At 65.3% G+C, this 25,103-nt stretch carries 15 protein-coding genes; 11 read left to right on the forward strand and 4 right to left on the reverse strand.

Annotated features, from left to right (window positions below; translation table 11 throughout):
* The first annotated feature begins 45 nt into the window (after nucleotides 1-45).
* Nucleotides 46-1,215, forward strand: a complete 1,170-nt coding sequence (locus QM741_RS12430) for a trans-sulfuration enzyme family protein (RefSeq protein ID WP_415208000.1) — start codon at nucleotides 46-48, stop codon at nucleotides 1,213-1,215.
* A gap of 6 nt (nucleotides 1,216-1,221) precedes the next feature.
* Here the strand turns inward: QM741_RS12430 and QM741_RS12435 are convergent, their stop codons facing one another.
* Nucleotides 1,222-3,051 carry a winged helix-turn-helix domain-containing tetratricopeptide repeat protein gene (locus QM741_RS12435; RefSeq protein ID WP_415208001.1) on the reverse strand — a complete coding sequence of 610 codons (1,830 nt, stop codon included), beginning with the start codon at nucleotides 3,049-3,051 and terminating at the stop codon, nucleotides 1,222-1,224.
* On the opposite strand from QM741_RS12435, the gene QM741_RS12440 reads away from it, so the two are divergent.
* The 4 genes from QM741_RS12440 (at nucleotide 3,025) to QM741_RS12455 (ending at nucleotide 12,984) form a co-directional block, all read left to right on the forward strand.
* Nucleotides 3,025-3,690 (forward strand): nuclear transport factor 2 family protein, encoded by a 666-nt coding sequence (locus QM741_RS12440; RefSeq protein ID WP_415208002.1) that lies wholly within the window; start codon nucleotides 3,025-3,027, stop codon nucleotides 3,688-3,690. The genes QM741_RS12435 and QM741_RS12440 overlap by 27 nt on opposite strands.
* A gap of 306 nt (nucleotides 3,691-3,996) precedes the next feature.
* Nucleotides 3,997-9,963, forward strand: coding sequence for an MG2 domain-containing protein (locus QM741_RS12445; protein WP_415208003.1), 5,967 nt, complete (start codon nucleotides 3,997-3,999; stop codon nucleotides 9,961-9,963).
* A gap of 26 nt (nucleotides 9,964-9,989) precedes the next feature.
* Complete coding sequence (gene pbpC / locus QM741_RS12450; protein WP_415208004.1) at nucleotides 9,990-12,365, forward strand: penicillin-binding protein 1C; 2,376 nt, start codon at nucleotides 9,990-9,992, stop codon at nucleotides 12,363-12,365.
* A gap of 187 nt (nucleotides 12,366-12,552) precedes the next feature.
* The gene (locus tag QM741_RS12455; protein WP_415208005.1) at nucleotides 12,553-12,984 is read left to right on the forward strand and encodes an organic hydroperoxide resistance protein; all 432 of its coding nucleotides are present in this window, start codon (nucleotides 12,553-12,555) and stop codon (nucleotides 12,982-12,984) included.
* Nucleotides 12,985-13,007: 23 nt separating this feature from the next.
* Here QM741_RS12455 and lepB read toward each other — a convergent pair whose 3' ends face one another.
* Nucleotides 13,008-13,703 (reverse strand): signal peptidase I, encoded by a 696-nt coding sequence (gene lepB / locus QM741_RS12460; protein ID WP_415208006.1) that lies wholly within the window; start codon nucleotides 13,701-13,703, stop codon nucleotides 13,008-13,010.
* A gap of 197 nt (nucleotides 13,704-13,900) precedes the next feature.
* On the opposite strand from lepB, the gene QM741_RS12465 reads away from it, so the two are divergent.
* On the forward strand, nucleotides 13,901-15,286 hold the full coding sequence (locus QM741_RS12465) for a hypothetical protein (protein ID WP_415208007.1): 1,386 nt from the start codon (nucleotides 13,901-13,903) through the stop codon (nucleotides 15,284-15,286).
* A gap of 146 nt (nucleotides 15,287-15,432) precedes the next feature.
* Here the strand turns inward: QM741_RS12465 and QM741_RS12470 are convergent, their stop codons facing one another.
* Complete coding sequence (locus QM741_RS12470; protein WP_415208008.1) at nucleotides 15,433-15,636, reverse strand: CoA transferase; 204 nt, start codon at nucleotides 15,634-15,636, stop codon at nucleotides 15,433-15,435.
* A 212-nt stretch (nucleotides 15,637-15,848) separates the two neighbouring features.
* Here QM741_RS12470 and QM741_RS12475 point away from each other — a divergent pair, with 212 nt between their 5' ends.
* The 5 genes from QM741_RS12475 (at nucleotide 15,849) to QM741_RS12495 (ending at nucleotide 24,042) form a co-directional block, all read left to right on the forward strand.
* Complete coding sequence (locus tag QM741_RS12475) at nucleotides 15,849-17,756, forward strand: hydantoinase/oxoprolinase family protein (protein ID WP_415208009.1); 1,908 nt, start codon at nucleotides 15,849-15,851, stop codon at nucleotides 17,754-17,756.
* 1 nt (nucleotide 17,757) lies between these two features.
* Nucleotides 17,758-18,189 carry an acetone carboxylase subunit gamma gene (locus QM741_RS12480; protein ID WP_415208010.1) on the forward strand — a complete coding sequence of 144 codons (432 nt, stop codon included), beginning with the start codon at nucleotides 17,758-17,760 and terminating at the stop codon, nucleotides 18,187-18,189.
* 195 nt (nucleotides 18,190-18,384) lie between these two features.
* Nucleotides 18,385-20,529: a hydantoinase/oxoprolinase family protein gene (locus tag QM741_RS12485; protein WP_415208011.1), complete on the forward strand. Its 2,145-nt coding sequence runs from the start codon at nucleotides 18,385-18,387 to the stop codon at nucleotides 20,527-20,529.
* Entirely contained in the window at nucleotides 20,526-22,823 is a 2,298-nt protein-coding gene (locus QM741_RS12490) for a hydantoinase B/oxoprolinase family protein (RefSeq protein WP_415208012.1), read from the forward strand. Before QM741_RS12485 ends, QM741_RS12490 begins: the two co-directional genes overlap by 4 nt.
* A gap of 85 nt (nucleotides 22,824-22,908) precedes the next feature.
* Nucleotides 22,909-24,042 (forward strand): DUF5938 domain-containing protein, encoded by a 1,134-nt coding sequence (locus tag QM741_RS12495; RefSeq protein ID WP_415208013.1) that lies wholly within the window; start codon nucleotides 22,909-22,911, stop codon nucleotides 24,040-24,042.
* Nucleotides 24,043-24,110: 68 nt separating this feature from the next.
* Here the strand turns inward: QM741_RS12495 and QM741_RS12500 are convergent, their stop codons facing one another.
* Nucleotides 24,111-25,019 carry a helix-turn-helix domain-containing protein gene (locus QM741_RS12500; protein WP_415208014.1) on the reverse strand — a complete coding sequence of 303 codons (909 nt, stop codon included), beginning with the start codon at nucleotides 25,017-25,019 and terminating at the stop codon, nucleotides 24,111-24,113.
* Nucleotides 25,020-25,103: the final 84 nt, after the last annotated feature.

Consider the following 25,103-nt stretch of genomic DNA (forward strand, 5'->3'; position numbering starts at 1 on the left):
TGGGTTGCATTATCCTGCGCAGGTCTGTCGGAACGGCATGCCTGCATGGATCTGAGCTACATCCTCAATCACCTCGGCGAAGACCGCGCAGCGCATCGCGGCGCAGTGTCGCCGCCGATCTACCAGAGTTCGATCTTCGCGTTTCCGACGGTGGATGCGTTCCGCGAAGGCTTCCGCGATGAATTCCGGCGCACGACTTACACGCGCGGCAACAATCCGACCGTCGAGGTGCTGCGCAAGAAAGTCGCGGCGCTCGAAGGCGCCGAGGACTGCCTGATGTTCTCCAGCGGCGCGGGCGCGATCTCCGCCGCCGTGATCGCGAGCGTGGCCGCGGGCGACCACGTGATTTGCGTCGTGCGGCCGTACTCGTGGACACGCGCCGTGCTGCGCGATCTGCTCGGCCGCTTCGGCGTGACGACGAGCTTCGTCGACGGCACCGACACGGCGAATTTCGCCGGCGCGATCACGCCGCAGACCCGGCTGATCGTGCTCGAAAGTCCGAACTCGATGACGTATGAGCAGCAGGATTTGGCTTCGGTGGCACGCATCGCCCGCGCACGAGGTATCCGCACGCTGTGCGACAACAGCTACGCGACGCCGCTCAACCAGTCGCCGCTCGCGCTCGGCATCGACATGGTCGCGCACTCGGCGACGAAGTATCTGAACGGCCACAGCGACGTCGTCGCCGGCGCGCTGTGCGCGAGCGAGGCGATCCTCCGCGAGGTGTTCAAGAAGAGCTACATGGTGTGCGGCGCGATCCTGTCGCCGCACGACGCCTGGCTGATGATCCGCGGCCTGCGCACGCTGGCGGTGCGCATGGAGCGCATCGCGCGCACGACGCGCGAGGTGCTCGCGTTCCTGCAAGGCCACGAAAAAGTGGAGAAGGTGTTCTACCCGCACGACGCGGCCAATCCGCAGTTCGGCCTGACGCAACGCCAGATGCGCGGCGCGAGCGGCTTGCTGACGATCGCGCTGCGCGTGGGCGAGGTGGCCGCCGTCGAACGCTTCTGCAATTCCCTGTCGCGTTTTCTCATGACAGTGTCATGGGGCGGCTATGAATCGCTCCAGTTTCCGGTCTGCGCGGTGTATCCGCGCGATGCGCCGCTGGCGCCGGCGGGCGGCGGCGCGGGGCTCAACTACGTGCGTCTGTCGGTCGGGCTCGAGGAACCGGAAGTGCTGATCGCCGATTTGCGCAACGCGCTTGCGACGATATGAGACGGATCACTCGGGGTACTTGATACGCCCGACGAGATCGGCAAAGCGGGGATCGCCACGCAAGGTCTTCCAACGTGGATCCAGACGCAGCCAGACCAGCCAGTGCGAGCGCTCGGCGAACGCCTCGTCGAGCCTGGCGAACGCCTGGTCCTTTTCGCCGAGTCCGGCGTACACCAAGCCCATGCCGTATGCGGTGACGAAGCGCCGCGCCGACAGTCGCTCCATTTCCTCGCGCACGCCACGCGCTTCATCGTTACGCCCCATGACGCCGAGCGTGTAGCCGCGGGCGGCGATCAGTACGGGCCATTCCGGCGCGACGGCTTCGGCGCTTCGGGTCGCGGCGAGGGACTCGTCGAGGCGACCGAGTTCGAGCAACGCGCGCGCGAGCCAGAGATGGGCGAGCCCGAAGTCGTTCTTCATTGCCAGCACCGATCGCAACTGCGCGACCGCTTCCGCGTAGCGGCCGGCGTAGTAATGCTGGAAGCCGACGTCGGTATTGATCGCCAACGACAGCGGATCGAGCCGCTGTGCGGTGCGAATCTCGTTCATCGCCTCGTCCGCCCGCCCGGCCGCGATCAGGTAGGTGGCATACCACTGGTGCGCGACGGGTTCGTTCGGATTGAGATCGATGGCGCGGTGGAAGGCATCGTTCGCGCCGGCCCAGTCCCAATCGAAGTAGAAGCGCACGTAGGCGAGCGAGGCATGCGCCTGCGACAACTCCGGATCGAGTTCGATCGCCTTCAACGCATACGAGCGCGCGACCGGGAACGTGGCAGAGGGCGGCTCCGCGCTCAGGTAACCCAGCGCCGTGTACGCGTCGGCAAGCGCGGCGTAGGCCAGCGCAAAGGAAGGATCGAGGTCGATGGCATGACGAAAGCGCTCGACCGCGCTCCGCAGCGCCGGCTCCGAGCGCTGGTTCCATAGAAAGCGCCCTTGCAGGTATGCCTGATAAGCCTCGGCGTTGCGGGTCGGGTCCCGTGCGAGGTGCCGGGTTTGTTCGCCGGCGCCGGCACGCAATCGCAACGAATGCTCCAGATCTTCGATGAGGCGACCTTGCAGGTGCGGCAACTCGGCAAGATCGATCTCGTAGCGCGTACTCCAGGTCTGCGCCGCGCGCGTGATATCGACCAGTTCGACTTGCAACGTCACCCGCTCCCCGGTACGCGCGAACGATCCGGTAACGACAGCCGGTACGTCGAGACGTCGGCCGGCTTCGATCGGGTCGGCGTTGCGCAAGCGGGACACCGAGGCGCGCGGCACGACACGCACGTCGGGCAAGCGCGTCAGGGCGCCGATCGTTTCATCGGCGATGCCGTCGGCAAGGTAGGCATTCGCCGGCGTGTCTGCCGCAAAGGGGAGGACCGCTACCGCGGCATAGGGTTGCCTGGATCGCAACGCGAGCGAGCCCAGCCATGCGGCAAGCACGAGCGCCAGCGCGCCGAATGCGAGCCAGGTCAGACCACGCCTCGGCATCTTCGCCGCCACCGGCGGAAGCGCTTCGATCGGTTTGGGCCAGGCGATGGCCTGCAGCCGGGCGGGATCGGACACGGCGAGATCGTCGACGGTCACCGGCGCCTTGAACCGATAGCCTTGGCGCGGCACGGTTTCGATCCACTCCGCCGCATTCGGCGCGCGGCCCAGCGCCTTGCGAATAGCCGAAATGTTGACGCTGAGATTGACCTCTTCGACCACGAGACCGGGCCAGACGATGCCGAGCAACGCATCCTTGGTCATCAAATGACCGGCCTGGCTCACCAGCGCCACGAGCAGATCGAAGGCCTTGCCGGCCAGGCCGACCGTTTCCTCGTCATGCAGCAGCAAGCGCTCGCTAGGCATCAGCAGAAACCGTTCGAATCGGTAAACGGCGCTTTTATGCTCCTTCACGGATCACCCCAGGCGAAACGCAGGCGAAAAACAGCAATTTCACAAGGACTTTCCCCATGCCTGCGCGCGAACTCTAGCAGACCGGCAATCGGCCGGTTCATCATGTCGAAGGAGACCATCATGTCCGCTACCGTCCGCTGCATCGCATCCTCACTGGTCGTCGCAATCGGTCTTGCCTGTGCTTCGGGTCGCGCTCAGGCATCCACGGAAACCGAGATCAGGGCCGCGTTCGATCGTTTCGTGCAGGTCCAGAATGCGCATGACGCGACAGCGCTATCCGGTCTGCTCAGCGATTCGCCGCAGTTCCTCTGGATCACGCGCGGCACCGCCATCTGGGGCCGTGAAGCCGCGCTGCAACGCTTCGCGGGACTCTACCAAGGCACCTGGCAACTCGAACCCGACCTCGCCAGCGTGCGTGTGGTCGACCTCTCGAAAGACGCTGCCCGGTTGTACGCCGAAGTGAAGTTCACGATCGGCGCGCCGAATCAACCGGCGCAGACTACCCGATTCCTGTTCAACCAGGAGTGGGTCAAATCGCACGGCACCTGGCGCGTGATGAGCATTTTGCCGATCCCCGCGGCCGCGCCATGAAGCGCTGATCGCAAAGAATCAAAAGCTGGATTCCCGCTTTCGCGGGAATGACGAGCAAAAGTCGGGTGCGATGAATCGCGCCCCTGCGGGTGTTGGGCAAATCGAATCCGTGCGCGCGCCGCAAATCGCTCCGCGCCAGTCATATTTCGTCATCAATTTGCCAGCGTGACCTGCAAGGCTATGGATGCAGCGGAGTAACTCGTAGAATCCCACCGGGCTGATCTGTTTTTGGACGGAATTGCGTCCGGTGGACGCGACGAATTCACGCGCGCAAGCGCACGAAACGCAAAAAGGACGAAATGGATCATGGGGCTGCTGAATTTCATCTGGAACCTGCCGCTGATGCTGTTGCGGCTCGTCGGCACGGTGCTGTCGTTCTTCATTGGTCGCATCGGCTGGGACGCGCCGCCATGGGCGCGCGCGGTCGGCGCGGGATGGAGCCGACTTGGCGGTGGTGTGCAGGCGCGGCCGGTGCGCTCGGCGGGCATCCTCGCTGCGCTGCTCATGCTTGGCGTCGGCGGTGCGGTCGGCTATCGCACGTGGCGCGACCGTCCCCGGCCCGTGGCCGAGGTGCCGGCGACGTTCAGCGTGCAGGCACCGCTGCTGACCGGCTACGACGAGGAAGCGCGCAAGCTCGTCGTACATCCGCTGCACATCGTCTTCAGCAAATCGGCGGCACCGCTGGCGCTGGTCGGCAAGTCGCCGACCACTGGCATCGCGATGCAGCCCGGACTCGCCGGCACCTGGACTTGGCTCAACGATCGCGAACTGGATTTCCTGCCGAAGGACGACTGGCCGGTAGGGCAGAAATACACCGTGGATTTCGATCCGAAGCTCGCGTTCGCCGAGCACGTCAAAGTCGGCAAGGATAGCCTCGAATTCGCCAGTGCGTCGTTTGAGGCGAGCATCGTCCAGGGCGAGTTCTACCAGGATCCGCAGGACGCGACGGCGAAGAAGGCCGTGATCCACGCACGCTTCACCCATCCGGTCGATCCCGCGAGTTTCGAAAAGGCAGTGACGCTGACCTTGTCGGGCGCCAGGTCGGCGTCGATGCCGAAGAAGTTTTCCGTCACCTACGACGAGCGCAAGGTCAACGCCTTCGTCCACTCCGAACCGCTGACGATTCCGTCCGACGATGCGACGTTGACATATGCGGTCGCCGCGGGCGTCAAAGCCGCGCGAGGCGGGCCGGCGACCGACAAGACTCTCGACGGCACGGTCGCCGTGCCGGGTCTGTACAGCCTGCGCATCGAGAACGTCGAGGCGACCCTGGTCGACAACGCCAAATTCGAACCGGAGCAGGTGCTCGTGGTCAGCGCTTCCCAACCTGTCGGCGAGCGCGACGTAGCCAGGGCGGTGACCGTATGGCTGCTGCCGAAGTACAACCCGGGGACGCCCGAGGCTGAGCGCGGCGAGCAGCCGTATGCGTGGAACGAAAGCGAAGTCGGCGAGGACACGCTCAAGGCGTCGGAAAAGCTGAAGCTCGACGCGATGCCGGCCGAACACGATTACGCCGAACTCGCCAGTTTCAAGTACCACGTCGATCCGGGCCGGTATATTTATGTAAAAGTGGACAAAGGCCTGAAGTCGTTCGGCGGCTATGTCCTCGGCAAGAGTGTGGCCAACGTCATCGCGGTGCCAGAGTATCCGCGCATGCTGCGCTTCATGGCCGACGGCGCGTTGTTGTCGCTCACCGGCGACAAGCGCGTGGCCGTGGTTGCGCGCAACATGCCCGGCATGCAGGTCGAGGTCGCGCGCGTGCTGCCCGATCAGTTGCAGCATCTGGTCGGCTTCAATCAGGGCACCTACGCCAAGCCGCAGTTGTATTCGCTCAACGCCGATGAAATCACCGAGCGCTTCGTGCAGAAAGTGCCGTTCGGCGAAGGCGATCCCACCAAGGCGCATTTCGAGGGCCTCGATCTCGGCAAATACTTCGGCAGCGGCGCAAATGCGAAGCATGGCGTGTTCCTGCTCAAGCTCGGCGAATTAAAGCCGGAAGAAAAGAAAGCAGAATCAGACGCGAATGCGGACGAATCCGAGCAGGGCGACGAGGACACCGCTTCGGATGGTGAGGGTGTGGGCGATGGTCCCTATGCGTACGAAGGCGACGAGCGTCTGGTCGTCGTCACCGACCTCGGCATGATCGCGAAGAAGTCGCTCGACGGCAGCTACGACGTTTTCGTGCAATCGATCCGCACGGGTGCCCCTGTCGAAGGCGCCGGCGTCGACGTGGTCGGCAAGAACGGGCAGACGCTGGTTTCGCATGCGACCGACGCGAGCGGCCACGTACACGTCGATGCGCTCGACGGCATGACGCGCGAGAAAGCGCCGGCGATGTTCGTCGTGCGCAAGGCCGACGATTTTTCGTTCCTGCCGGTCGGCGAGCGCGACCGCTCGCTCGACTTCTCGCGCTTCGACATCGGCGGCGAACGCAACGCGAAGAACGCGGGGCGTCTGGGCGCCTATCTTTTTTCCGACCGCGGTATCTATCGTCCCGGCGACACGTTCCATGTCGGTGTCATCGTGCGCGCGGCGGACTGGACCAAACCGCTCGACGGCATTCCGCTGATCGCCGAGATCACCGATGCGCGCGGTACCGTCGTCGACACGCGCCGGCTGCGCGTCGACACGGCCGGTTTCCTCGGTGTCGACTACACGACCCAGGAGAGCTCGCCGACCGGCACCTGGAACGTCAACGTCTACATTTCCAAGGACGGAAAAGCCGATGCGCAGATCGGCTCGGTCGGCGTGCAGATCAAGGAATTCCTGCCCGACCGCATGAAGGCCGAAGCGCGGTTGTCGGCGAACTCGCCCGACGGCTGGGTGAAGCCGGACGGACTGAAGGCGCTGTTCTCGCTGCAGAACCTGTTCGGCACGCCGGCGCAGAACCGCCGCGTCGAGGCGACGCTGACGCTGACGCCGTCGATCCCCGGTTTCCGCGGCTATCCCGACTACAAGTTCTTCGATCCGCAGCGCGCGAAGGAAGGTTATTCCGACCCGCTCGGCGAACGCACGACGGACGAGAAAGGCGAGGCCGAGTTCCCGCTCGATCTGTCGAAGTACGCGAACGCGACGTATCAGTTGCGCTTCTTCGCCAAGGGCTACGAGGCCGAAGGCGGGCGCAACGTCGCCGCGCAGGCGAGCCAACTCGTGTCCTCGCTCGACTATCTCGTCGGCGCGAAGACCGACGGCGATCTCGGCTTCGTCCAGCGCGATGCGAAGCGCAGCGTCAACCTGATCGCGATCGATCCTGGTGCATCGAGGATCGCCGTCGGCGGTTTGAAAGCCGCGATCATCGAACGCCGCTACGTGTCGATCCTGACCAAGCAGGATTCCGGAGTATACAAATACGAATCCAAAGCCAAGGACGTGGCCGTAAGCGAAGTGTCCTTGTCGATCGCGGCAAACGGCAGCGATTTCGCGTTGCCGACCGACAAGCCGGGCAGCTTCGCCCTCGTCGTGCGCAACGCCAAAGGCGAGGAATTGAACCGCGTCGATTACAGCGTCGCCGGCGAGGCGAACCTGACGCGCTCGCTCGAACGCAACGCCGAATTGCAGCTCGCGCTGAACAAGCACGATTACGCGCCGGGCGAGGAGATCGAAATCGCGATCCGCGCGCCGTACGCGGGCAACGGCCTGATCACGATCGAGCGCGACAAGGTCTATGCGCACGCGTGGTTCAAGGCGGCGACCTCGGGCTCGGTGCAGAAGATCGGCGTGCCGAAGGACTTCGAGGGCAATGGCTACGTCAACGTGCAGTTCGTGCGCGATCCATCGTCCGACGAAATCTTCATGAGTCCGCTGAGCTACGGCGTCGTGCCGTTTTCGGTGAACCGCGACGCGCGTCGCGACGTGACCCGGATCGACGTGCCGAGTCTGGTCAAGCCGGGCGACGTGCTCAGGATGAAGGTCGATGTCGTGCAGTCTTCGCGCGTCGCGGTGTTCGCGGTCGACGAAGGCATCCTGCAGGTCGCGCGCTACAAGCTCGGCGACCCGCTGGACTTCTTCTTCCGCAAGCGCATGCTTGATGTGAAGACGAGCCAGATCCTCGATCTGATCCTGCCCGAGTTCTCCAAACTCGTCGGCATGGCCGCGCCGGGCGGCGACGCCGACGAATTGCTCGCGCGCCATTTGAATCCGTTCAAGAAGAAGCGCAAGGAACCGGTGGCGTGGTGGAGCGGCATCGTCGACATCAAGGACAGCCGTGAATTCACCTGGACCGTGCCCGACGACTTCAACGGCAAGCTGCGCGTGATGGCCGTGGCCGTGCGCGTGGACAAGATCGGCATCGCGCAGAACACCGCGACCGTGCGCGGCGACTTCGTGCTCTCGCCGAACGTGCCGAACATGGTCGCGCCGGGCGACGAGTTCGAGGTCAGCGTCGGCGTCGCCAACAACCTGACCGGTCTCGGCGGCAAAGAGGTGCCGGTCAAGCTCGCGTTCGCGCCGTCGGCCGGGCTCGAAGTCGTCGGCGCGGCCGAACAGACCGTGACGCTCGGCGAGATGAAGGAAGGCGTCGTCGTCTACAGGCTGCGCGCGAAGGACACGCTCGGCTCGGCCAAGCTCGACTTCCGCGCGAGCTACAACGACAAGTTCGCGAAGATCGGCACCGAAGTGTCGGTGCGGCCGGCGTCGGCCTACCGCAGCGACCTCGCCGTCGGCGATCTCGACAAGGGCTCGGCCGAGGTCAAGGATTTGCGCCAGGTGTTCGACGCGTTCGCCAAGCGCAATATTTCCGCTGCGTACACGCCGCTCGTGCTCGCGCAGGGATTGTCCGCGTATCTCGCCGATTTCCCGCACCGCTGCACCGAGCAGTTGATCAGCCAGGGCGTGCCGTCGCTGGTGTTCGCCGCGCACCCCGAGTACGGCAGCCTCGCCGTCGACGCGAACGGCAAGCCGGTGAAGCCGGCGGGCGATCCGCTGCAGGGCCTGTTCGCGGTGATGCACTCGCGCCAGAACAACGAAGGCGGGTTCGGCCTGTGGACCTCGACGCCGCAGTCGCATCGCTTCGCCTCGGTCTATGCGATGCAGTTCCTGATCGAAGCGAAGGAGCGCGGCCAGCGCCTGCCCGGCGACATGCTCGACTCGGGCGAGCGCTACCTGATGCAGCTCGCCGCGGACGAAAGCGACGGCTCGCTCGACGGCCTGCGCGAGCGCGCGTTCGCCGTGTACCTGCTCACGCGCCAGGGCACGGTGACGACGAACTATCTCGCTGCCGTGCAGAAGCGCCTCGACGACCGCCATACCAAGGTCTGGCGCGACGACCTCGCCGCGGGCTACCTCGCCGCCTCGCTCAAGCTGCTCAAGCAGGACCGCGAGGCGGACGCGCTGATCGCCGGTCCGCAGGCCCAGCTCACGCGTTCGACGATCGAAAACGCCTATCGCTTCCAGCCGTACTCGTACTACGGCCCGCTCGTGCGCGACGCCGGCATCCTCTACCTGATCGCCAAACACTTCCCCGAGCGCGCGAAGGCGCTGTCGCCCGCGGCCGTCGCCAACCTGTTGCGGCCGGTGCAGCGCGGCTGGTACAACACGCTGTCGTCGGCGCAGACCATCCTCGCGCTCGACGCCTACGGCGCGCAGGCCGGCGCCGACAAGCTCGCGCTCGAGGCGCTGCTCAAGGACGGCACGGCGAAGCCGCTGACCCAGCAGCCGGGCGCGCTCGTGCGCGCGGCATTCGACGCCGCCGCGACCGGCCTGCGTATCGACAATGGCGCCGACGCGCACGCCTGGTACGCCGTCACCGTCGCCGGCTACGACCGCGCGCCGCCGCAGACCGAATTGAAGCAGGGCCTCGAAATCATCCGCGAATTCACCGACACCGACGGCAAGGTGATCGCCTCCGCGACGCTCGGCCAGGAAATCGACGTGCACCTGAAGATCCGCGCAACCGAAGTCGACACGATCGGCAACGTCGCCATCGTCGACCTGCTGCCCGGCGGCTTCGAAGTCGTGCAGAACCCGCCGCCGGCACCGGCGGAGGACGTCGGCGCCGGCGGCGCGAACGCCGACAACGCCGCCGCACAGCAGCCTGCGTGGCATTCGCCGATCGGCGTGAGCGGATCGAATTGGTCGCTCGAATACGCCGACGTGCGCGAAGACCGCGTCGTTCTCTACGGCACCGCCTCGCGCTCGGTCAACGAATTCGTCTATCGCATCCGCGCGACCAACGCCGGCAGCTTCGTCGTACCGCCCGCTTACGGCGAAGCCATGTACGACCACACGGTGCAGGCACGTTCGCTGGGAGCAAAGATCGAGGTGAAGAAGAAATAGACTGCCATTTCATGTCGGAAAGACGCATGTGGAAGATTGCAATCCATTTCGTCCAGCGCCGGCAAAACTGGCTGATGGCCGCACTGCTGATCGCGCTCGCGCTGGCCGGCATCCGTCTCTGGCCGCACGCGCCGCTGTCGCAGCTCGCGCCGGGTTCGACGGCCGTGTACGACGACCACGGCCGTCTGCTGCGCCTGACCCTGGCCAGCGACGATCACTACCGGCAGTGGGTGCCGCTCGCGCAGATGCCGGCCGCGCTCGTGCAGGGCGTGATGCTGCACGAGGACGCGTGGTTCCGCTGGCATCCGGGCTTCAATCCGCTCAGCCTCGCGCGTGGCGCGTGGGTGAGCTACGTGCGCGGCGGCAATCGCCAGGGCGGCTCGACGCTGACGATGCAGCTCGCGCGGCTCGTCTACCGGCTCAATACGCGCACGCCGGGCGGCAAGCTGCGCCAGGTGCTGCGCGCGGTCGAGATGGAACTGTGCTATTCGAAGGACGCGATCCTCGAGGCGTATCTCAACTATGCGCCGTACGGACGCAATATCGAAGGCGCGGGCGCGGCGAGTTTGATCTATTTCGACAAGCCGGTGTCCGCGCTGACGTTGCCGGAGGCGCTGACGCTCGCGGTGATTCCGCAGGAGCCGAATCGACGGGCAGCGGGCGACGAGCAAAAGAGCAACGGCGAACCGGACGTCATCAACTCGCGCCTGTTCGCCGCCCGTGCGCGCCTGTTCAAGCGCTGGCTCGCAAAGCATCCGGAAGACAAAGATGCCGCAGCGCTGATGCAGCTGCCGCTGCGCCTGCGCGCGCCGGCCAACCTGCCGTTCCTCGCGCCGCACTTCGTCGAGGAAGCGCTGGCCGATGCGCGGCTCAACGGCAGGACGACGCCCGTTCTGAACACCACGCTCGACCTCGACCTGCAGCGCGTGCTCGAACGCCAGGTGAAAAATCACGTCGTTCAGAACGACGCGCGAGGTGTGCGCAATGCGGTCGCGCTGCTCGTCGACACGCGCGATCTCGGCATCAAGGCGCTGGTCGGATCGGCGAATTATTTTGACGACGCGATCGCGGGCCAGGTCGATGGCGCGCTGGCCAAGCGTTCGCCGGGCTCCGCGCTCAAACCGTTCATCTACGCGCTCGGCTTCGACCAGGGCGTGCTGCACCCGCAGACCGTGCTGCGCGACGTACCGACCGCGTTCGGCCCGTTCGCGCCGGAGAATTTCGATGGGCGCTTCCTCGGGCCGGTCACGGCAACCGAGGCGCTCGTGCGCAGCCGCAACATCCCGGCGGTATACATTGCGTCGAAATTGAAGAATCCCGATTTCTACCAGTTCCTAAAGGACGCCGGCATCAGCCGCATGGCGAACGAGGATTTCTATGGTCTCGCGCTCGTGCTCGGCGGCGGCGAGGTGACGATGGAGGAACTCGCGCGGCTCTACGCGATGCTCGCCAACCGCGGTTCCCTGCAGCCGCTGCGCCGCCGCGGCGACGAACCGCGCGCGCAGGGCGCGCGCATGCTGAGCGAAGAAGCCAGCTTCATGGTCCTCGACATGCTGCGCCAGAATCCGCGTCCCGACGACACGCTGATCTCGCAGCCCGGCGGATTGCCGGTGTATTGGAAGACGGGCACGTCCTGGGGTTTCCGCGACGCTTGGACTGCGGGCATCGTCGGGCCCTACGTGCTCGTCGTCTGGGTCGGCAACTTCGACGGCAGCGGCAATCCGGCCTTCGTCGGCGTCGAGACCGCGGCGCCGCTGTTCTTCCACATCGTCGACGCCCTGCGCGCGCGCGATGCGCAGATGCGCGAGCCGGCGCATGCGATGCCGAAGAACCTCAAGCGCGTGGAAATCTGCCTGGCCAGCGGCGACCTGCCGAATGCCTGGTGCCCGCAGCGCGGCATGACGTGGTTCATCCCGGGCAAGTCGCCGATCCGGGTCAGCACGGTGCACCGGCCGGTCGTGATCGACACGGCGACCGGCCAGGCCGCGTGTCCGCCTTACGATCCCGCGAAAACGCGGACCGAAGTGTTCGAGTTCTGGTCGACCGATCTCGCGAAGGTGTTCCGCCAAGCCGGCGTGCCGCGGCGCGCGCCGCCGGCGATTCCCGACTGCACCGCCGCGGCCGACGACGGCCAGGCGCCGCAGATCACCTCGCCAGTGCGCGGCGCGACGTATACGCGCCGCGCGAGCCGCGAAGGCGAGGAGCGCATCGCCTTCAACGCGACGGTCGATGCGGGTGTGCGCGAACTGTATTGGTTCGTCGACGAGGATTTCGTCGGCGCGGCGAAACCCGGCGAGACGCTGTTCTGGCAACCCGCAGCGGCAGGCGAGTACACTCTGCGTGCGGTCGACGACCGCGGCCGCGCCGATTCGCGGAAGCTGCGCGTCGACGTGGTGCAGTAGTTTTTCTTGCCTTCTCCCCTCGGGAGAAGGTGCCTCGCAGGGGCGGATGAGGGAAAAGCCTTGCAATAATGTTCTACGCCCTACGTCCGCAAGTTTTGAGCGCTCTTCCCTCATCCGGCGCTTCGCGCCACCTTCTCCCGGCGGGCGAAGGTAAAACAGGCAATTCGTATTCCGCAGGAGATCGCACATGACCACCCAACTCGAAAAAGTCGTCTACACCGCCCATGCCACCGCGACCGGCGGACGCGATGGCCACGGCCGTTCGTCCGACGGATGCATCGATGTCGTGCTCAAGCCGCCGAAGGAAATGGGCGGCACGGGCGAGGGCGTCAATCCCGAGCAATTGTTCGCGGTGGGTTATGCCGCCTGCTTCATCGGCGCGGTGAAATTCGTCGCCGGCCAGGAGAAGGTGCAGGTGCCGGCCGACACGACGATCGAAAGCGCGGTCAGCATCGGTCCGATCCCGAAAGGTTTCGGCATTGCGGTGGAATTGAAAATCTCCATGCCCGGCGTCGACCGCGCAATCGCGCAGAAGCTGGTCGAACGCGCGCACAACGAGGTGTGCCCGTACTCGAACGCGACGCGCGGCAACATCGACGTCAAAATCAGCATCGTCTGACCGTTGCCGGTTGGGGCGGCGCTTCAGTTCAACGGACTGAAGAAGCGATCGCCGCGTGGCCGGTACCCACGGTCCGCGTCGAGCGAATAGGCCACGCGATACGCGCGGCCGACGATGGTGTCGCGCGGCACGGAGCCGAAGTAGCGCGAATCCTCGCTGTTGTCGCGGCTGTCGCCCATCATGAAGTAGTGCCCCTGTGGCACGGTGAGCGGGCCGAACGAACGCATCGCGTCACGCTGCGGCAGCAACATGATCGGATGCGTCGCATCGCCGAGGACTTCGCTGAAATATTCGCGTTGCTGGCCGCGGGTGGCGACCGGCAGTTCGCCGTCGGCGGCAACCTCCTGCGTCGGCGCGTAATCGAGCGGCAAGCCGTTGATGTACAAACGCTCGCCGCGCATCGCGATCGTGTCGCCTGGCAGGCCGACCACGCGCTTCACCAGGGAGATGCCGTCCTTCGGCGAAGGGAAGATCACGATGTCGCCGCGCTGCGGATCGCCGCCGTGGGTCAGGCGCACGTTCGTGAACGGCACGCGCAGGCCGTAAGCCGCCTTGTCGACGAGGATGCGATCGCCTTCGACGATGGTCGGATTCATCGAGCCTGTCGGTACGACCATCCAGTCCGCGACCGCGGAGCGGAACATCAGCATCAGCGCGAGGAACAGCAGCAGGGATTTGTTCGCGGCGATCTCGGCGAGCAGGCGGCGTGGCAGTTTCATGCGAAGACTCCTTGCGTATTCCGTCGACAGACTCGGCGGTAGGCGGATAGTTCCGGACCGGCACGTTCGCCGTGCGCAGGAGCCCGGTCGAGCGGCGCTGGTGGTGTTTGCGTGAACGGCAATGCTATAGTCGGGCAAACTCGAAGACGCAATTCAGTCGCTGGTCGTATGGGGGTGCGCTGAAAAAGCTGGGGAGCTTGAGCGTGATGTTCTGGTTTGACCCCGCCGGGTCAGGGCGTTGTGGCGCGCCGTTTGCCGTCGCGCAAGTGGCGGTCTCCGCGGCCGGGTCGGATCGTAACGCAATGGCATTCGCAAATCGGAATTCCCCCATTTCACCCATTCCCCACGCTATCGTACTTTGCCGAACGCTGACCGGCTTGGCGACGGTGCGCGCACTGCGCCGTGTCGGGTTGTCGGTTCAGGCCCTCGTGTTGGCCGATCGCGATCTGGTCCGCTACACGCGGCTCGCGCGGATCGTGGAAGTGCCTCCCGAGGCGCGGCATGGCGAGGCGTTGATCGAATTCCTGCTGCGACTCGCGCCGCGCGCCGACGGCGACCGGCCCATGCTGGTTCCGACCAGCGATGAGCACGCGTTGCTGCTGTCCGAGTTCGCGGCCACGCTCGACCCGCATTTTCGCATCTGGAACAACCGCTTCGCGGACCTGTCGCATATCGTATCGAAAGAGCATCTGTATGCGATCGCCGAAGGTCTGGGATTGCCGACCGTGCCGGGTATAGTCGAGCCTACGCCGGAACAGCTTCAGGCGTGGTCCGCGGTGCATGCGGCCCCGTATCTGCTCAAGCCGTTCTACGTCGGCGTGCCGCGATCCTCGTTGCAGCAAAAGAACCAGTATTTCGACACGCGCGAAGCGCTGCTCGATTATGTGCATCGCAATGGTGCGCAAGCGGTGATCGTGCAGCGTTGGATAAACGGCGGCGACGGCTATGTCTTCGACTGCTATGGCCTTTGTGATTCCGCAGGGCACGTGGTCCAGATGGCGACGCATCGACGTTGGCGGCAAAACGAGCCGGACTGCGGCGCGACTTCGTTCGGGGAAATCCCCTCGGGTTTGCCACCGGAACGGGACGACCTTCTGATCACGCAAACGCAGACACTGCTCGGCGGCTTGCGCTATCACGGGATCTTCGGCGTCGAATGGCTGCTGGAACGCGATACCGGCCGTTTCTATCTGATCGACTTCAACGCCAGGCCGTTCTCGAGCGTGGGGCACCTCGTCGATTGCGGCCTCAACCTGCCCGCGCTGGCGTACCGGGAACTCGCCGGCTGCTTGCCGCCCGGTTTGCCGTTGCGTCCACCGTTGCGGCACTTGTGGTGGATCGACATCTATCGCGACTTGCAGACTTTTCGCCAGCTCCGCGAGGCGGGGCGATTGGGCTTCCGGCAGTGGATCGTTTCCACCTTGCGTTGCCGGAGCTGGGCTTATCTGGACCTGCGCGACCCATTGCCGGCCATTGTCTGCGCCAAGAGACTACTGCGTCACCTCGTCGATCTCGCCCTGTCTCGATCGAAGCGCCGGGCGGGTCGCGGCGGCTACCCGGCCAGCCAGGATGCGACTACCTGAAATAGCCGTACATTGCTTCGTCATGCGGCGGTCGGCCGCCGGTCGACGGGCAATCGACGCAACCGATGCGCAGCCAGTTCGCCTTGTGCAGATGGTGGTCAAGAGCAGCTTCGGAATCCGAAATCTAACGTAAACATAAAAATACGTTAGATCGTCCAGGAGGCAGTTCTTCTGATTCGACCCGAACGCAGCAATCGACGCACGATCGCAATCGACTCTGGCCGCTTCAGGTCGAGAGCGAATGAACTCTTGCCGCGATGAAGAATGGCATGCGTGGCCGAATCGGCACCGATCTGCGGCGTCATCGAGCGCTCCAAGTACGGGTGGCCTGGCGCTTCGATGCGCAGCACCTTGGCGCCAGATCGGCGAGGACTTGTATCGCGAACGGTGCCGGCAGCAGCGCGGAGAAATCGAGGATCCATCTGGGCAATACGTGAATGGCATCGCGTGCCGTGTGCACGCATCACGGAGATTGTGCAAAACGGATGGTGGAGAAATACAAGAACACACACGGCACAAGAATGCATGATCGGAACAAGAAGCGGGAGGGAGCTGACGAGAGATGCTGATCAATATCGACAATGGCGGCACGCTGACCGACATCTGCGTCATCGATGGCGTACGCGTGCATCGCACTAAGACGGTGACTACGCCGTACGATCTCTCGAAATGCCTTTTCGAGGGGTTGAAGAAGGCTTCGCGCGAGCTTTACGGCGCGGAAGACCTGCAGCGCCTGCTGCTGGCGACCGACTACATCCGCTACTCGACGACGCAGGGCACCAACGCGCTGGTCGAGCGCAAGGGGCCGCAACTCGGCCTGATCCACGGCGGCACGCTGAAGCCGGCCGACCTGCAGGGCGGCGCGCATGCGAAGTCGCTGTTCGCCGGACTCGTCGGCGACCGCCATGCGCGGCTCGACCTCGCGCTCGGCGACGCCGAGTTCGAGCAGGCGGCGACGCGCGCGGTCACCCGGCTCGCCTCGGGCGGTGCGAACCGCATCGTCGTCGCGATCGGCGGCCCGGGGCGCATCGACGTCGAGCGCCGCATCCGCACGATCCTGCTCAACAAGTTTCCGCAGCACCTGCTCGGCGCGGTGCCGTTGCTCTACACGCACGAAGTCGTCGAGGACGCCGACGATGCGCGGCGCACGTGGACGGCCTTGTTCAACGCGTTCCTGCATCCGGCGATGGAGCGCTTTCTCTACAACGCCGAGCACCGGCTGCGCGAGCACAAGACGCGCAATCCGCTGCTGATCTTCCGCAACGACGGCCATTCGGCGCGCATCGCCAAGACGATCGCGGTGAAGACCTACAGCTCCGGCCCGCGCGGCGGCGCCGAGGGCACGAAGGCGCTGGCGAAGCACTACAGGTTCCCGCATCTGGTCATGTTCGACGTCGGCGGCACGACGACGGACATCGGCGAGGTGCGCAACAACGAAGTGCGCGCGCACCGCTACGGCAAGGTCGAGAACGTCGAGACGTCGTTCGCGTTGTGCGACGTGCAAAGCCACGGCGTCGGCGGTTCGTCGATCATCCGCGCCGAGGGAAAGAAGATTCGGGTCGGCCCCGAAAGCGTCGGCAGCGCGCCCGGCCCGGCCTGCTTCGGTTTCGGCGGCAAGGAGGCGACGATCACGGACGCCTTCCTCATCCAGGGCCTGCTCGATCCGGCCTCGTATTTCGGCGGCGAACTGAAGATCGACGCGGCGCGCGCGCGCGCCGCGATCGAGGAGCGCGTGGCCAGGCCGCTCGGCCTGTCGGTCACGGATGCGGCGCAGGCGATGGAAAAGGCCTGGGTCGACAAGATCGCGATCGCGCTCAAGGGCTATACGAAGATCGACGCGAAGACCACGCTGACCGCGTTCGGCGGCGCGGGGCCGTTCGTCGCGTGCAAGGTGGCAGATGCGGTCGGCGTCGGGCGCGTGCTGATCCCGGGCCTGGCCGCGGTCTTCTCCGCGTTCGGCATCGGCTTCTCCGACATCGGCCACGAATACGCGCTGCCGCTGTCGGGCGCGGGCGATCTCGCCAAGGCGCGCGCGCATCTGGCGGAGCGCGCCAAGAACGGCATGTTCGCCGAAGGCGTCGATATCAAGACCTGCAAGCTGCGCTGGGCCGTTCAGGGCGCGGACGGCAGCGAAGTGCCGCTCGGCGCCAATGACACGAAGCTGCCGAAGGGGGTCGGCAAGGACGCGATCCTGGTGCTGCATGCGGTCAAGCCGATCCAGCACGCATCGATGTCGGGCAAGTTCGGCGCGAAGGCGACGGCGGCGAAGTCGAACGCGAAGCGCCAGTTGCACATCGCCGGCAAGCCGGTGGACGTTCCGCTGTACCGCGTCGAGGAGCAGAAGGCCGGTGCCGGCGCGGCGGGGCCGGCCGTGCTCGAAGAAGCGTTCTTCACGGCGCGCATCGATGCCGGGTGGCGCTTCGAGATCAACGAAGCCGGCGACATTCTCCTGAGCCGCGAGGTGGCATGACATGAAAGTCCTCGTTACCGAATACCTGCGCATCAATCTCGATACCGAGAAGTGGGAGTGCCGGCGCTGCGGCCATGTCCATGGCAGCGCGCGCGACAACTACAAACACGGCCTGCTCGTCCACGACCGCGATCCGCGCGAAATCCACAAGCCGTTGCTCGATCCGCAAAAATACGAGCGCACCTATTCGCCCGATCCGACCTGGTGCCGCATCCTCGAATACTACTGTCCGCAATGCGGCACGCTGGTCGAGGCCGAATACCTGCCGCCGGGCCATCCGCCGCTGCACGACATCGAGTTCGACATCGATGCGCTCAAGCTGCAATGGAAGGACCGCAAGCAAGTCGCCGAGCCCGAGCCGGGCCCCGACCTGGCGCTGGAAAAGGTCAAGAAGCAGCGTGCGTTGCACAAGGAGCACGGGCATGCGCATTGATTCTTCTGCGGAGAACGAAAAGCGCCTCCTTCCGCCCTTCGGGCACCTTCCCCCGCTGCGCAGGGGAGGGGAAAAGCGACGACCCTTCGTGAGGGAATCCTTCCTCCGCGCAGCGGGGGAAGGTGGCGACAGCCGGAAGGGGGCCTTCGCCTCCCATTCTTCGTTCATTGCCCCCAACCCTTCGCGGAGTCCATCATGAAGCGCGTCTCTGTCGATATCGGCGGCACCTTCACCGACTGTTTCGTGGTCTGGAACCACACCTATATCGAAGCCAAGGCGCTGACCACGCACCACAACCTCGCGCTCGGCTTCAACGAAGCGCTGGCCGACGCGTGCAAGCAGCTCGAGGTGGAGCCGACGACCCTGCTGTCCGAGGTCGATTCGGTGCGCTACGCGACCACGCTCGGCACCAACGCGCTGATCGAGCGCAAGGGACCGCGCATCGGCGCGCTGGTCACGACCGGTTTCAAGAGCACGATCCCGCTGTCGCGTGCGCGCGGCTACGGCGAGGGCCTGACCGAACCCGAGCAGATGGACATCCCGAACGCGCAGCGGCCGCCGCCGATCGTGCCGATCCCGATGATCCGCGAGGTGCGCGAGCGCGTCGACTACGCCGGCAACGTGTTCTGGAAGCTCGACGAGGACGACGTGCGTCTGCGCATCCGCGAACTCGTCGACGCCGGCGCCGAGGCGCTCGTCGTGCTGTTCACCAACAGTGTCATCAATCCCGCGCACGAGCTGCGCGTGCGCGAGATCTTCCGCGACGAATTTCCGGCGCACCTGCTCGGCGCGATTCCGATTTTGTTGTCGCATCAAGTGGCAGGAAGAAAGGGAGAGTACGCGCGCGGTACCTCGACGATCATGGATGCGTTCCTGCACCAGACCATGTACCACGGCCTCGGCACGCTTGAACTGAATCTGCGCGCGCAGGGCTACAAGAAGCCGATGCTGGTCAGCCACAACTCGGGCGGCATGGCGCAGCTCAACTCGACCGACGCGTTGCAGACCGTGCACTCCGGCCCGGTGTCCGGCATCGCCGCGAGCGAATGCCTCGCCGCCGCCGCGGAACTCGGCAACGTCGTCGCCACCGACATGGGCGGCACGAGCTTCGACATCGGCATCGTCGACCAGGGCGGCGTCAAGCACTACGACTTCAATCCGGTGATCGACCGCTGGCTCGTGTCGGTGCCGATGGTGCATCTGGTCACGCTCGGCGCCGGCGGCGGTTCGATCGCGCGCTACGAGCGCCTGTTCAACACGATCGAGCTCGGCCCGCAGTCGGCCGGCTCCGATCCGGGCCCGGCGTGCTACGACCGCGGCGGCAGCAAGCCGACCGTGACCGACGCCGACCTGATCCTCGGCTATCTCGATCCGGCCAACTACGCCAACGGCCGCATCCCGCTCAATCCGAAGCGCGCGCGCCAGGCGATCGAGGACGTGCTCTGCGACGAACTCGATCTCGACGTCGTGGCGACGGCGAAGCTGATGAAAAAGACCGTCGATTCGCAGATGGCCAACGGCATCGCGACCGAACTGCGCACGCGCGGCTACGAGCCGAAGGACTTCACGATCCTCGCCTACGGCGGCAACGGCCCGCTGCATGCGTGCGGCATCGCCAACGCGCTCGGCGTCAGGCAGATCCTCGCGCCGCCGTTCTCGTCGACGTTCTCGGCCTGCGGCGCGGGCAACGTCAACCAGATGCACATCCACGAGATGAGCACGTGGACGGTGCTGTTCAATCCGTCGACGAAGTCGTTCTTCTCCGACTACGACAAGTTCAACCGCAGCGTCGAGGATCTCGAGCGGCGCGGCCGCGAGGACCTGACGCGCCAGGGCATGGCGGAAAAAGACATCAGGTACCGCCTCGAGCTCGACATGCGCTACGGCAACCAGCGCGTGCAGACCGCGGTGGTGAGCAACCTCTCGCGGCTGAACTCGCAGCGCGACGTGCTTGCGCTGATGGACCAGTTCCACGAGAGCTACGGCGCACGTTTCGGCCGTGGCAGCCAGTCGCCGGAAACCGGCGTGCGCATCAACACGATCCGCGTCTGTTCCTACGTCGAGCAGCCGACGGTGAAGTTCGCCAAGCTCAAGCTCGACGGCAACGAGAAACCGGCGCCCGCGCCGGCCAGCACGCGCAAGGTGCATTTCGTCGGCCACGACACGCCGTTCGACACGCCGGTCTACGACGAGGCGGCGCGCGAGCCGGGCACGAAGATCGTGGGGCCGGCCATCGTCGTCACGCGCGCGACGACGTATCTGGTCGAGCCGGGCTGGACGTATCACTCCGTGCCGCAGGGCGGCGTGTGGTTCATCAAAGACGCGGGAGGCAAGGCATGAACGTGCACAGCAAAGACGAAGAACGCGCGCTGCGCGAGAAATTCCTCGCCGACAACACGCTGTTCCTCGGGCCCGATCCCGAAATCATGCGCAATCACGGCCTGTCGCCGCGTTCGGCGATGGAAGACGCGGCGATCGCCAAGGGCCTGGATCCGCACCAGATTCACCACGTGCGCGGACTGATCAACTCGGCGTTGTCGGAAGCCTATGAGATGGTCAACCAGATGGGCGCGGCGCCGGGCGCGAAGTGGGGCGACCTCGTCACCGGCGTCTACACCGCGCAGGGCGACCTCGCGATGATCGCGCCCTACGGCATCATCGCGTTCGCCGCGTGCTGCTTCTATCCGATCCGTTTCATCATCAAGTATTTCACCCACGACAAGAGCGTCGGCGTGAGGGACGGCGACGGCTTCATCCACAACGACGCGCGCTACGGCGGCATCCACAACACCGACCAGTCGATGATGATGCCGCTGTACTACCAGGGCGAGCTCGTGTGCTGGCTGTCGTCGACGATCCACGAGGGCGAGAACGGCGCCTGCGAGCCGGGCGGCCTGCCGGCGGCGGCCGAGAGCAAGTACGACGAAGGCATCAAGATGTCGCCGTTCAAGGTCGTGGAGAACTTCGAGCTCAAGCGCGACCTCGTCACCTTCCTGCAGAACTCGGTGCGCGATCCGAAACTGCAACTCGAAGACATGAAGGTCAAGCTGCACGCGGTCATGCGCCTGCGCGAGCGCATGCTCGCGATCCTCGACCAGTTCGGCCGCGATCTCGTGGTCGGCACGCTGCGCCAGCATCTCGAGGACACCGAAGCCGAGATGCGCCGGCGCATCCGCGAGCTGCCCGACGGCACGACGCGCGTGCTGCAGTTCATGGATTCGAGCCTGCGCGAGAACGCAATGCAGAAGATCGCGTGCGCGATCACGGTCAAGGGCGACCGGATGACGCTCGACTTCCGCGGCAGCGCGCCGCAGTTCCTCAATCGCAGCGTCAACACCAACATCGCCAGCTTCAAGGCCGCGCTGTGCACGGGCCTGTTGCAGAACATCTGGCCCGACCTGCCGCACACGATGGCGGTGCTGTCGCCGATCGAGATCCTCACCGACCGCAACTCGATCCTCGACGCCGAGGGCGAGATGCCGCAGGCGATGAGTCTGATGCCGTTGTTCAAAGGCTGCGTGGTGTGGACGATCCCGATGGCCAAGTTCAACTACAGCCTGCCGCACCGCTATTCCGCCATCGTCGCCTCGCAGTACGACCAGGCCGCCACGTTCATCTACGGCGGCCTGACCCAGCACGGCGAGATCACCGGCAACTTCTGCGCCGACATCAACGGCAACGGCCAGGGCGCGCGCTCGCACGCCGACGGCGAGCACAGCATCTCGCCGGTGTTCGGCTTCATGGCCGACTCGGGCGAGCACGAAATCAACGAGGAGGACACACCGATCATCCGCCTCGGCGCGCAGCGCCTGGCCAAGGACCGCATCGGCTGGGGCAAGTACCGCGCCGGCATGGGCTACGAGCAGATCGCCACCGCGCGCGGCACGCCGATGTGGGGTTTCATGACCGGCTGCGAGGGCTCCAAATTCCCATCGGCGCAGGGCCTGTTCGGCGGCTATTCGTGCCCGTCGTACCAGCTCATGAAGATCAAGGGCATCAACATCTTCGAGGAACTCGAGAAGAACCCGAAGGTAGTCGAGGTGTTTGACATCGTCGAACTGATGAACAAGCAGCCGATCAAGGGCGGCAAGTACTCGAGCAACGACATGGGCATGACCTTCGAGGTCTGCAACGACGGCGAGATCTACATGATCTGCCAGGGTTCGGGCGGCGGCTACGGCGACGTGCTCGAGCGCGATCCGAAATTGGTAATGAAGGATCTCGCTGAAGACCTGATGTCGCACGAGAACGCGCGCGACATCTACAAGGTCGTCTACGACGAAAAGACCCTGGTCGTCGACGAGGCCGCGACGCAGGCGCTGCGCGCCAAGGCGCGCCAGGAGCGCATCAAGCGCGGCAAGCCGTTCGACGAATTCTGCAGGAAGTGGATCACGCCCGAGCCGCCGAAGAACATTCCCTACTTCGGTTCCTGGGACGACCCGAAAGTGATCTACGCGACGACCTACGGCCAGCGTGTCACGATGCCTGCCGACGCGCTGCAGGGCGCGTTCATGCTGAATCCGAAGGACTTGCGCATCGCCGAACTCGAGGCGCAGGTCGCCGCGCTGCAAAAACCCTCGCGCTCGGCGGCGAAGAAGACCGTCGCGAAGAAAGCCGCGAAGAAAACCCGCTAGGCGCGGGCGGCGGCCGGGACGAATCCGGCAGGCGTTGCGGATCGCCGCCCGGAATCCAGACGGGCGAATGGGAGGCGAGGCAGTCATGACCGGCAAGAAACCCGTCGTCGTCTACGGCGTCACCGGTTATACCGGCCGCCTCGTCGCCGAATACCTGCGCGAATACCAGGTTCCGTTCGTCGCCGCGGGCCGCGACGGCAAGCGCATCCGCGAAGTGCTCGACAAGGTGCCCGGCATCGAGAACGCCGACTGCGAAATCGCCGAAGTCGCGCACGACACGCCGGCGCTGACCGCGCTGTTCAAGGGCGCCAAGGTGGTCTGCAACATGGTCGGGCCGTTCATGAAATACGGCGCCGAGGTCGTCGAGGCCTGCCTCGCCGCCGGCGCGCATTACACCGACACGAACGGCGAGCAGAACTGGATGCTGGCCGCGCAGGCGCGCTGGGGCGATGCCTTCGCCGCACGCAATCTCGCGCTCGCGCCGGGCGTCGCGCAAATGTATACGACCGGCGAGATCGCGGCGAACCTCTGCCTGGAGACGCCGGGACTCGACACGCTCGACATCCTGGTTCTGTGGAAGGGCTTCCCGACCTACGCGTCGACGCAGACGATCTTCAGCATCCTGACCGCGGACTTCTACTACCTCGAACAGAACGAGTACGTGAAGTGGGCGCCCGGCGCTCGGTGCGAAGTCGTCGTGCCGGGGCAGCATCGGACCGCGCTCGCGCTGCCGTGGGGCGGCACCGCGCATCCGGTCTGGTTCAAGAACGATCCGCGCGTGGCCAACTGCAAGGTCATGGGCGGCGTGTTCGAACGCGCGGTGATGGACAACGTGGTCGCGCTCGATCAGGTGATCGACGAGAAGATCAAGCCGCTGCCGCCCGCGCAGCAGCAGGAGGAGCTCTCCAAGCTGGCCGCAAGCGTGCAGGGTGGCATGCCGCCGCGCGAGAACCCGCGCATCAACGTCTCGGTCGATTCGGTGCACGCGAGCGGCCCGCTCGGCCGCGCGCACTGCGTGATCCACGGCAATTGCAACTACAAGCAGACCGGCCTGCTGCAGGCGTATTCCGCCTACCATCTGCTGCAGGCATCGCCGCGGCGCCATGGCTTCGTTTCCGCCTGCCAGGCATTCGGTCACCGCGAACTGCTCGGCGTGCTGCAAAGCTTCGGTCTCGTCGGCCGGCCGGAGTTGAAAGTGAATGCGTTCAGCGCCGCGTAGGCGGCCTGGGCAAGCAGCCGATGCCATCGATTCCTGCGAATGCGGCCGGCCGCCGGCTTCCTCCTCGCTCAGGCGCGCGTGGTCGTCTGGCGGTATTGGTGCGGCGTCGTGCCGAGAAAGCGCTGGAATACGCGCGTCATGTGGCTTTGGTCGGAGAAACCCGCGCGTGCGGAGATGTCCTTGATCGGCAACCGCGTGCGCCGAAGCAGGTTCTGCGCATGCTCCAGCCGCCTCTTCAGCACGTAGGCGTGCGGAGGCATGCCGTAGCGCGTCTTGAACTGGCGCAGGAAGTGCGAAGCGCTGGTGCGCGTCACCGAGGCCAGTTCCTCGAGCGAGAGCTGGCGGTCGAAATTGGATTCGATGTAGGAGTCGAGAATGCGGGCCTGCACGTGCGACAGGCCGTGCACCGATCGCGGTTCGCACAGCGAAACGTTCGCGTAATGGCGCAGCAGATGCACGCTGAGCTGGGTGGCGACGGCATCGGCGTAAAGCTTGCCGCCGATGTTGCTCGTCTGCACTTCGTTGGCGATGGCGTTCAGACCGTGGCTGACGACGTCGTCCTGCGCGCTGAGCACGTCGTTCAAGTGGACGTCGGCGATGTCGCGGTCGAACGTCTCCGCGGAGATCTTGGCGAGTTGATTCCTGGTCAGATAGACGTGGATCACATCGATCGGCGCATCCCAGTACCAGCAGGACGGCTCGGCGCGCGTAAGAATGGAGATTTTGCCGGGCGCCATGCGTTCCAGGCGCCACGGGCCGCCATCGATGCGCCGGCGCATCCGGGTGAAGCCCTGGCGGTAGGCGATGACCAGGAAATCGCGCAGCGGAGGCGCCGTCACCTCGGAGGCGCCATAGCGATAAGCGCGCGCCGTCATGCCGTCGTTCCAGCCCACCGCTTCGCTATCGAGAAGGATTTCGCCTGGGACGTAGGTAGGGACTTGTTCCGGGGTGACCAGATCGACCATATCGCGCTGCACCGGTCCTTCGCGATGAAAGATTACGCAAGTCTGGCCCGCGCCGTCTCCGCAAGCAATGTGCGGTGCAGCATGCCAACGGCGGCG

The organism is Rudaea sp. (assembly GCF_047601565.1).
Lineage (GTDB): Bacteria > Pseudomonadota > Gammaproteobacteria > Xanthomonadales > Rhodanobacteraceae > Rudaea.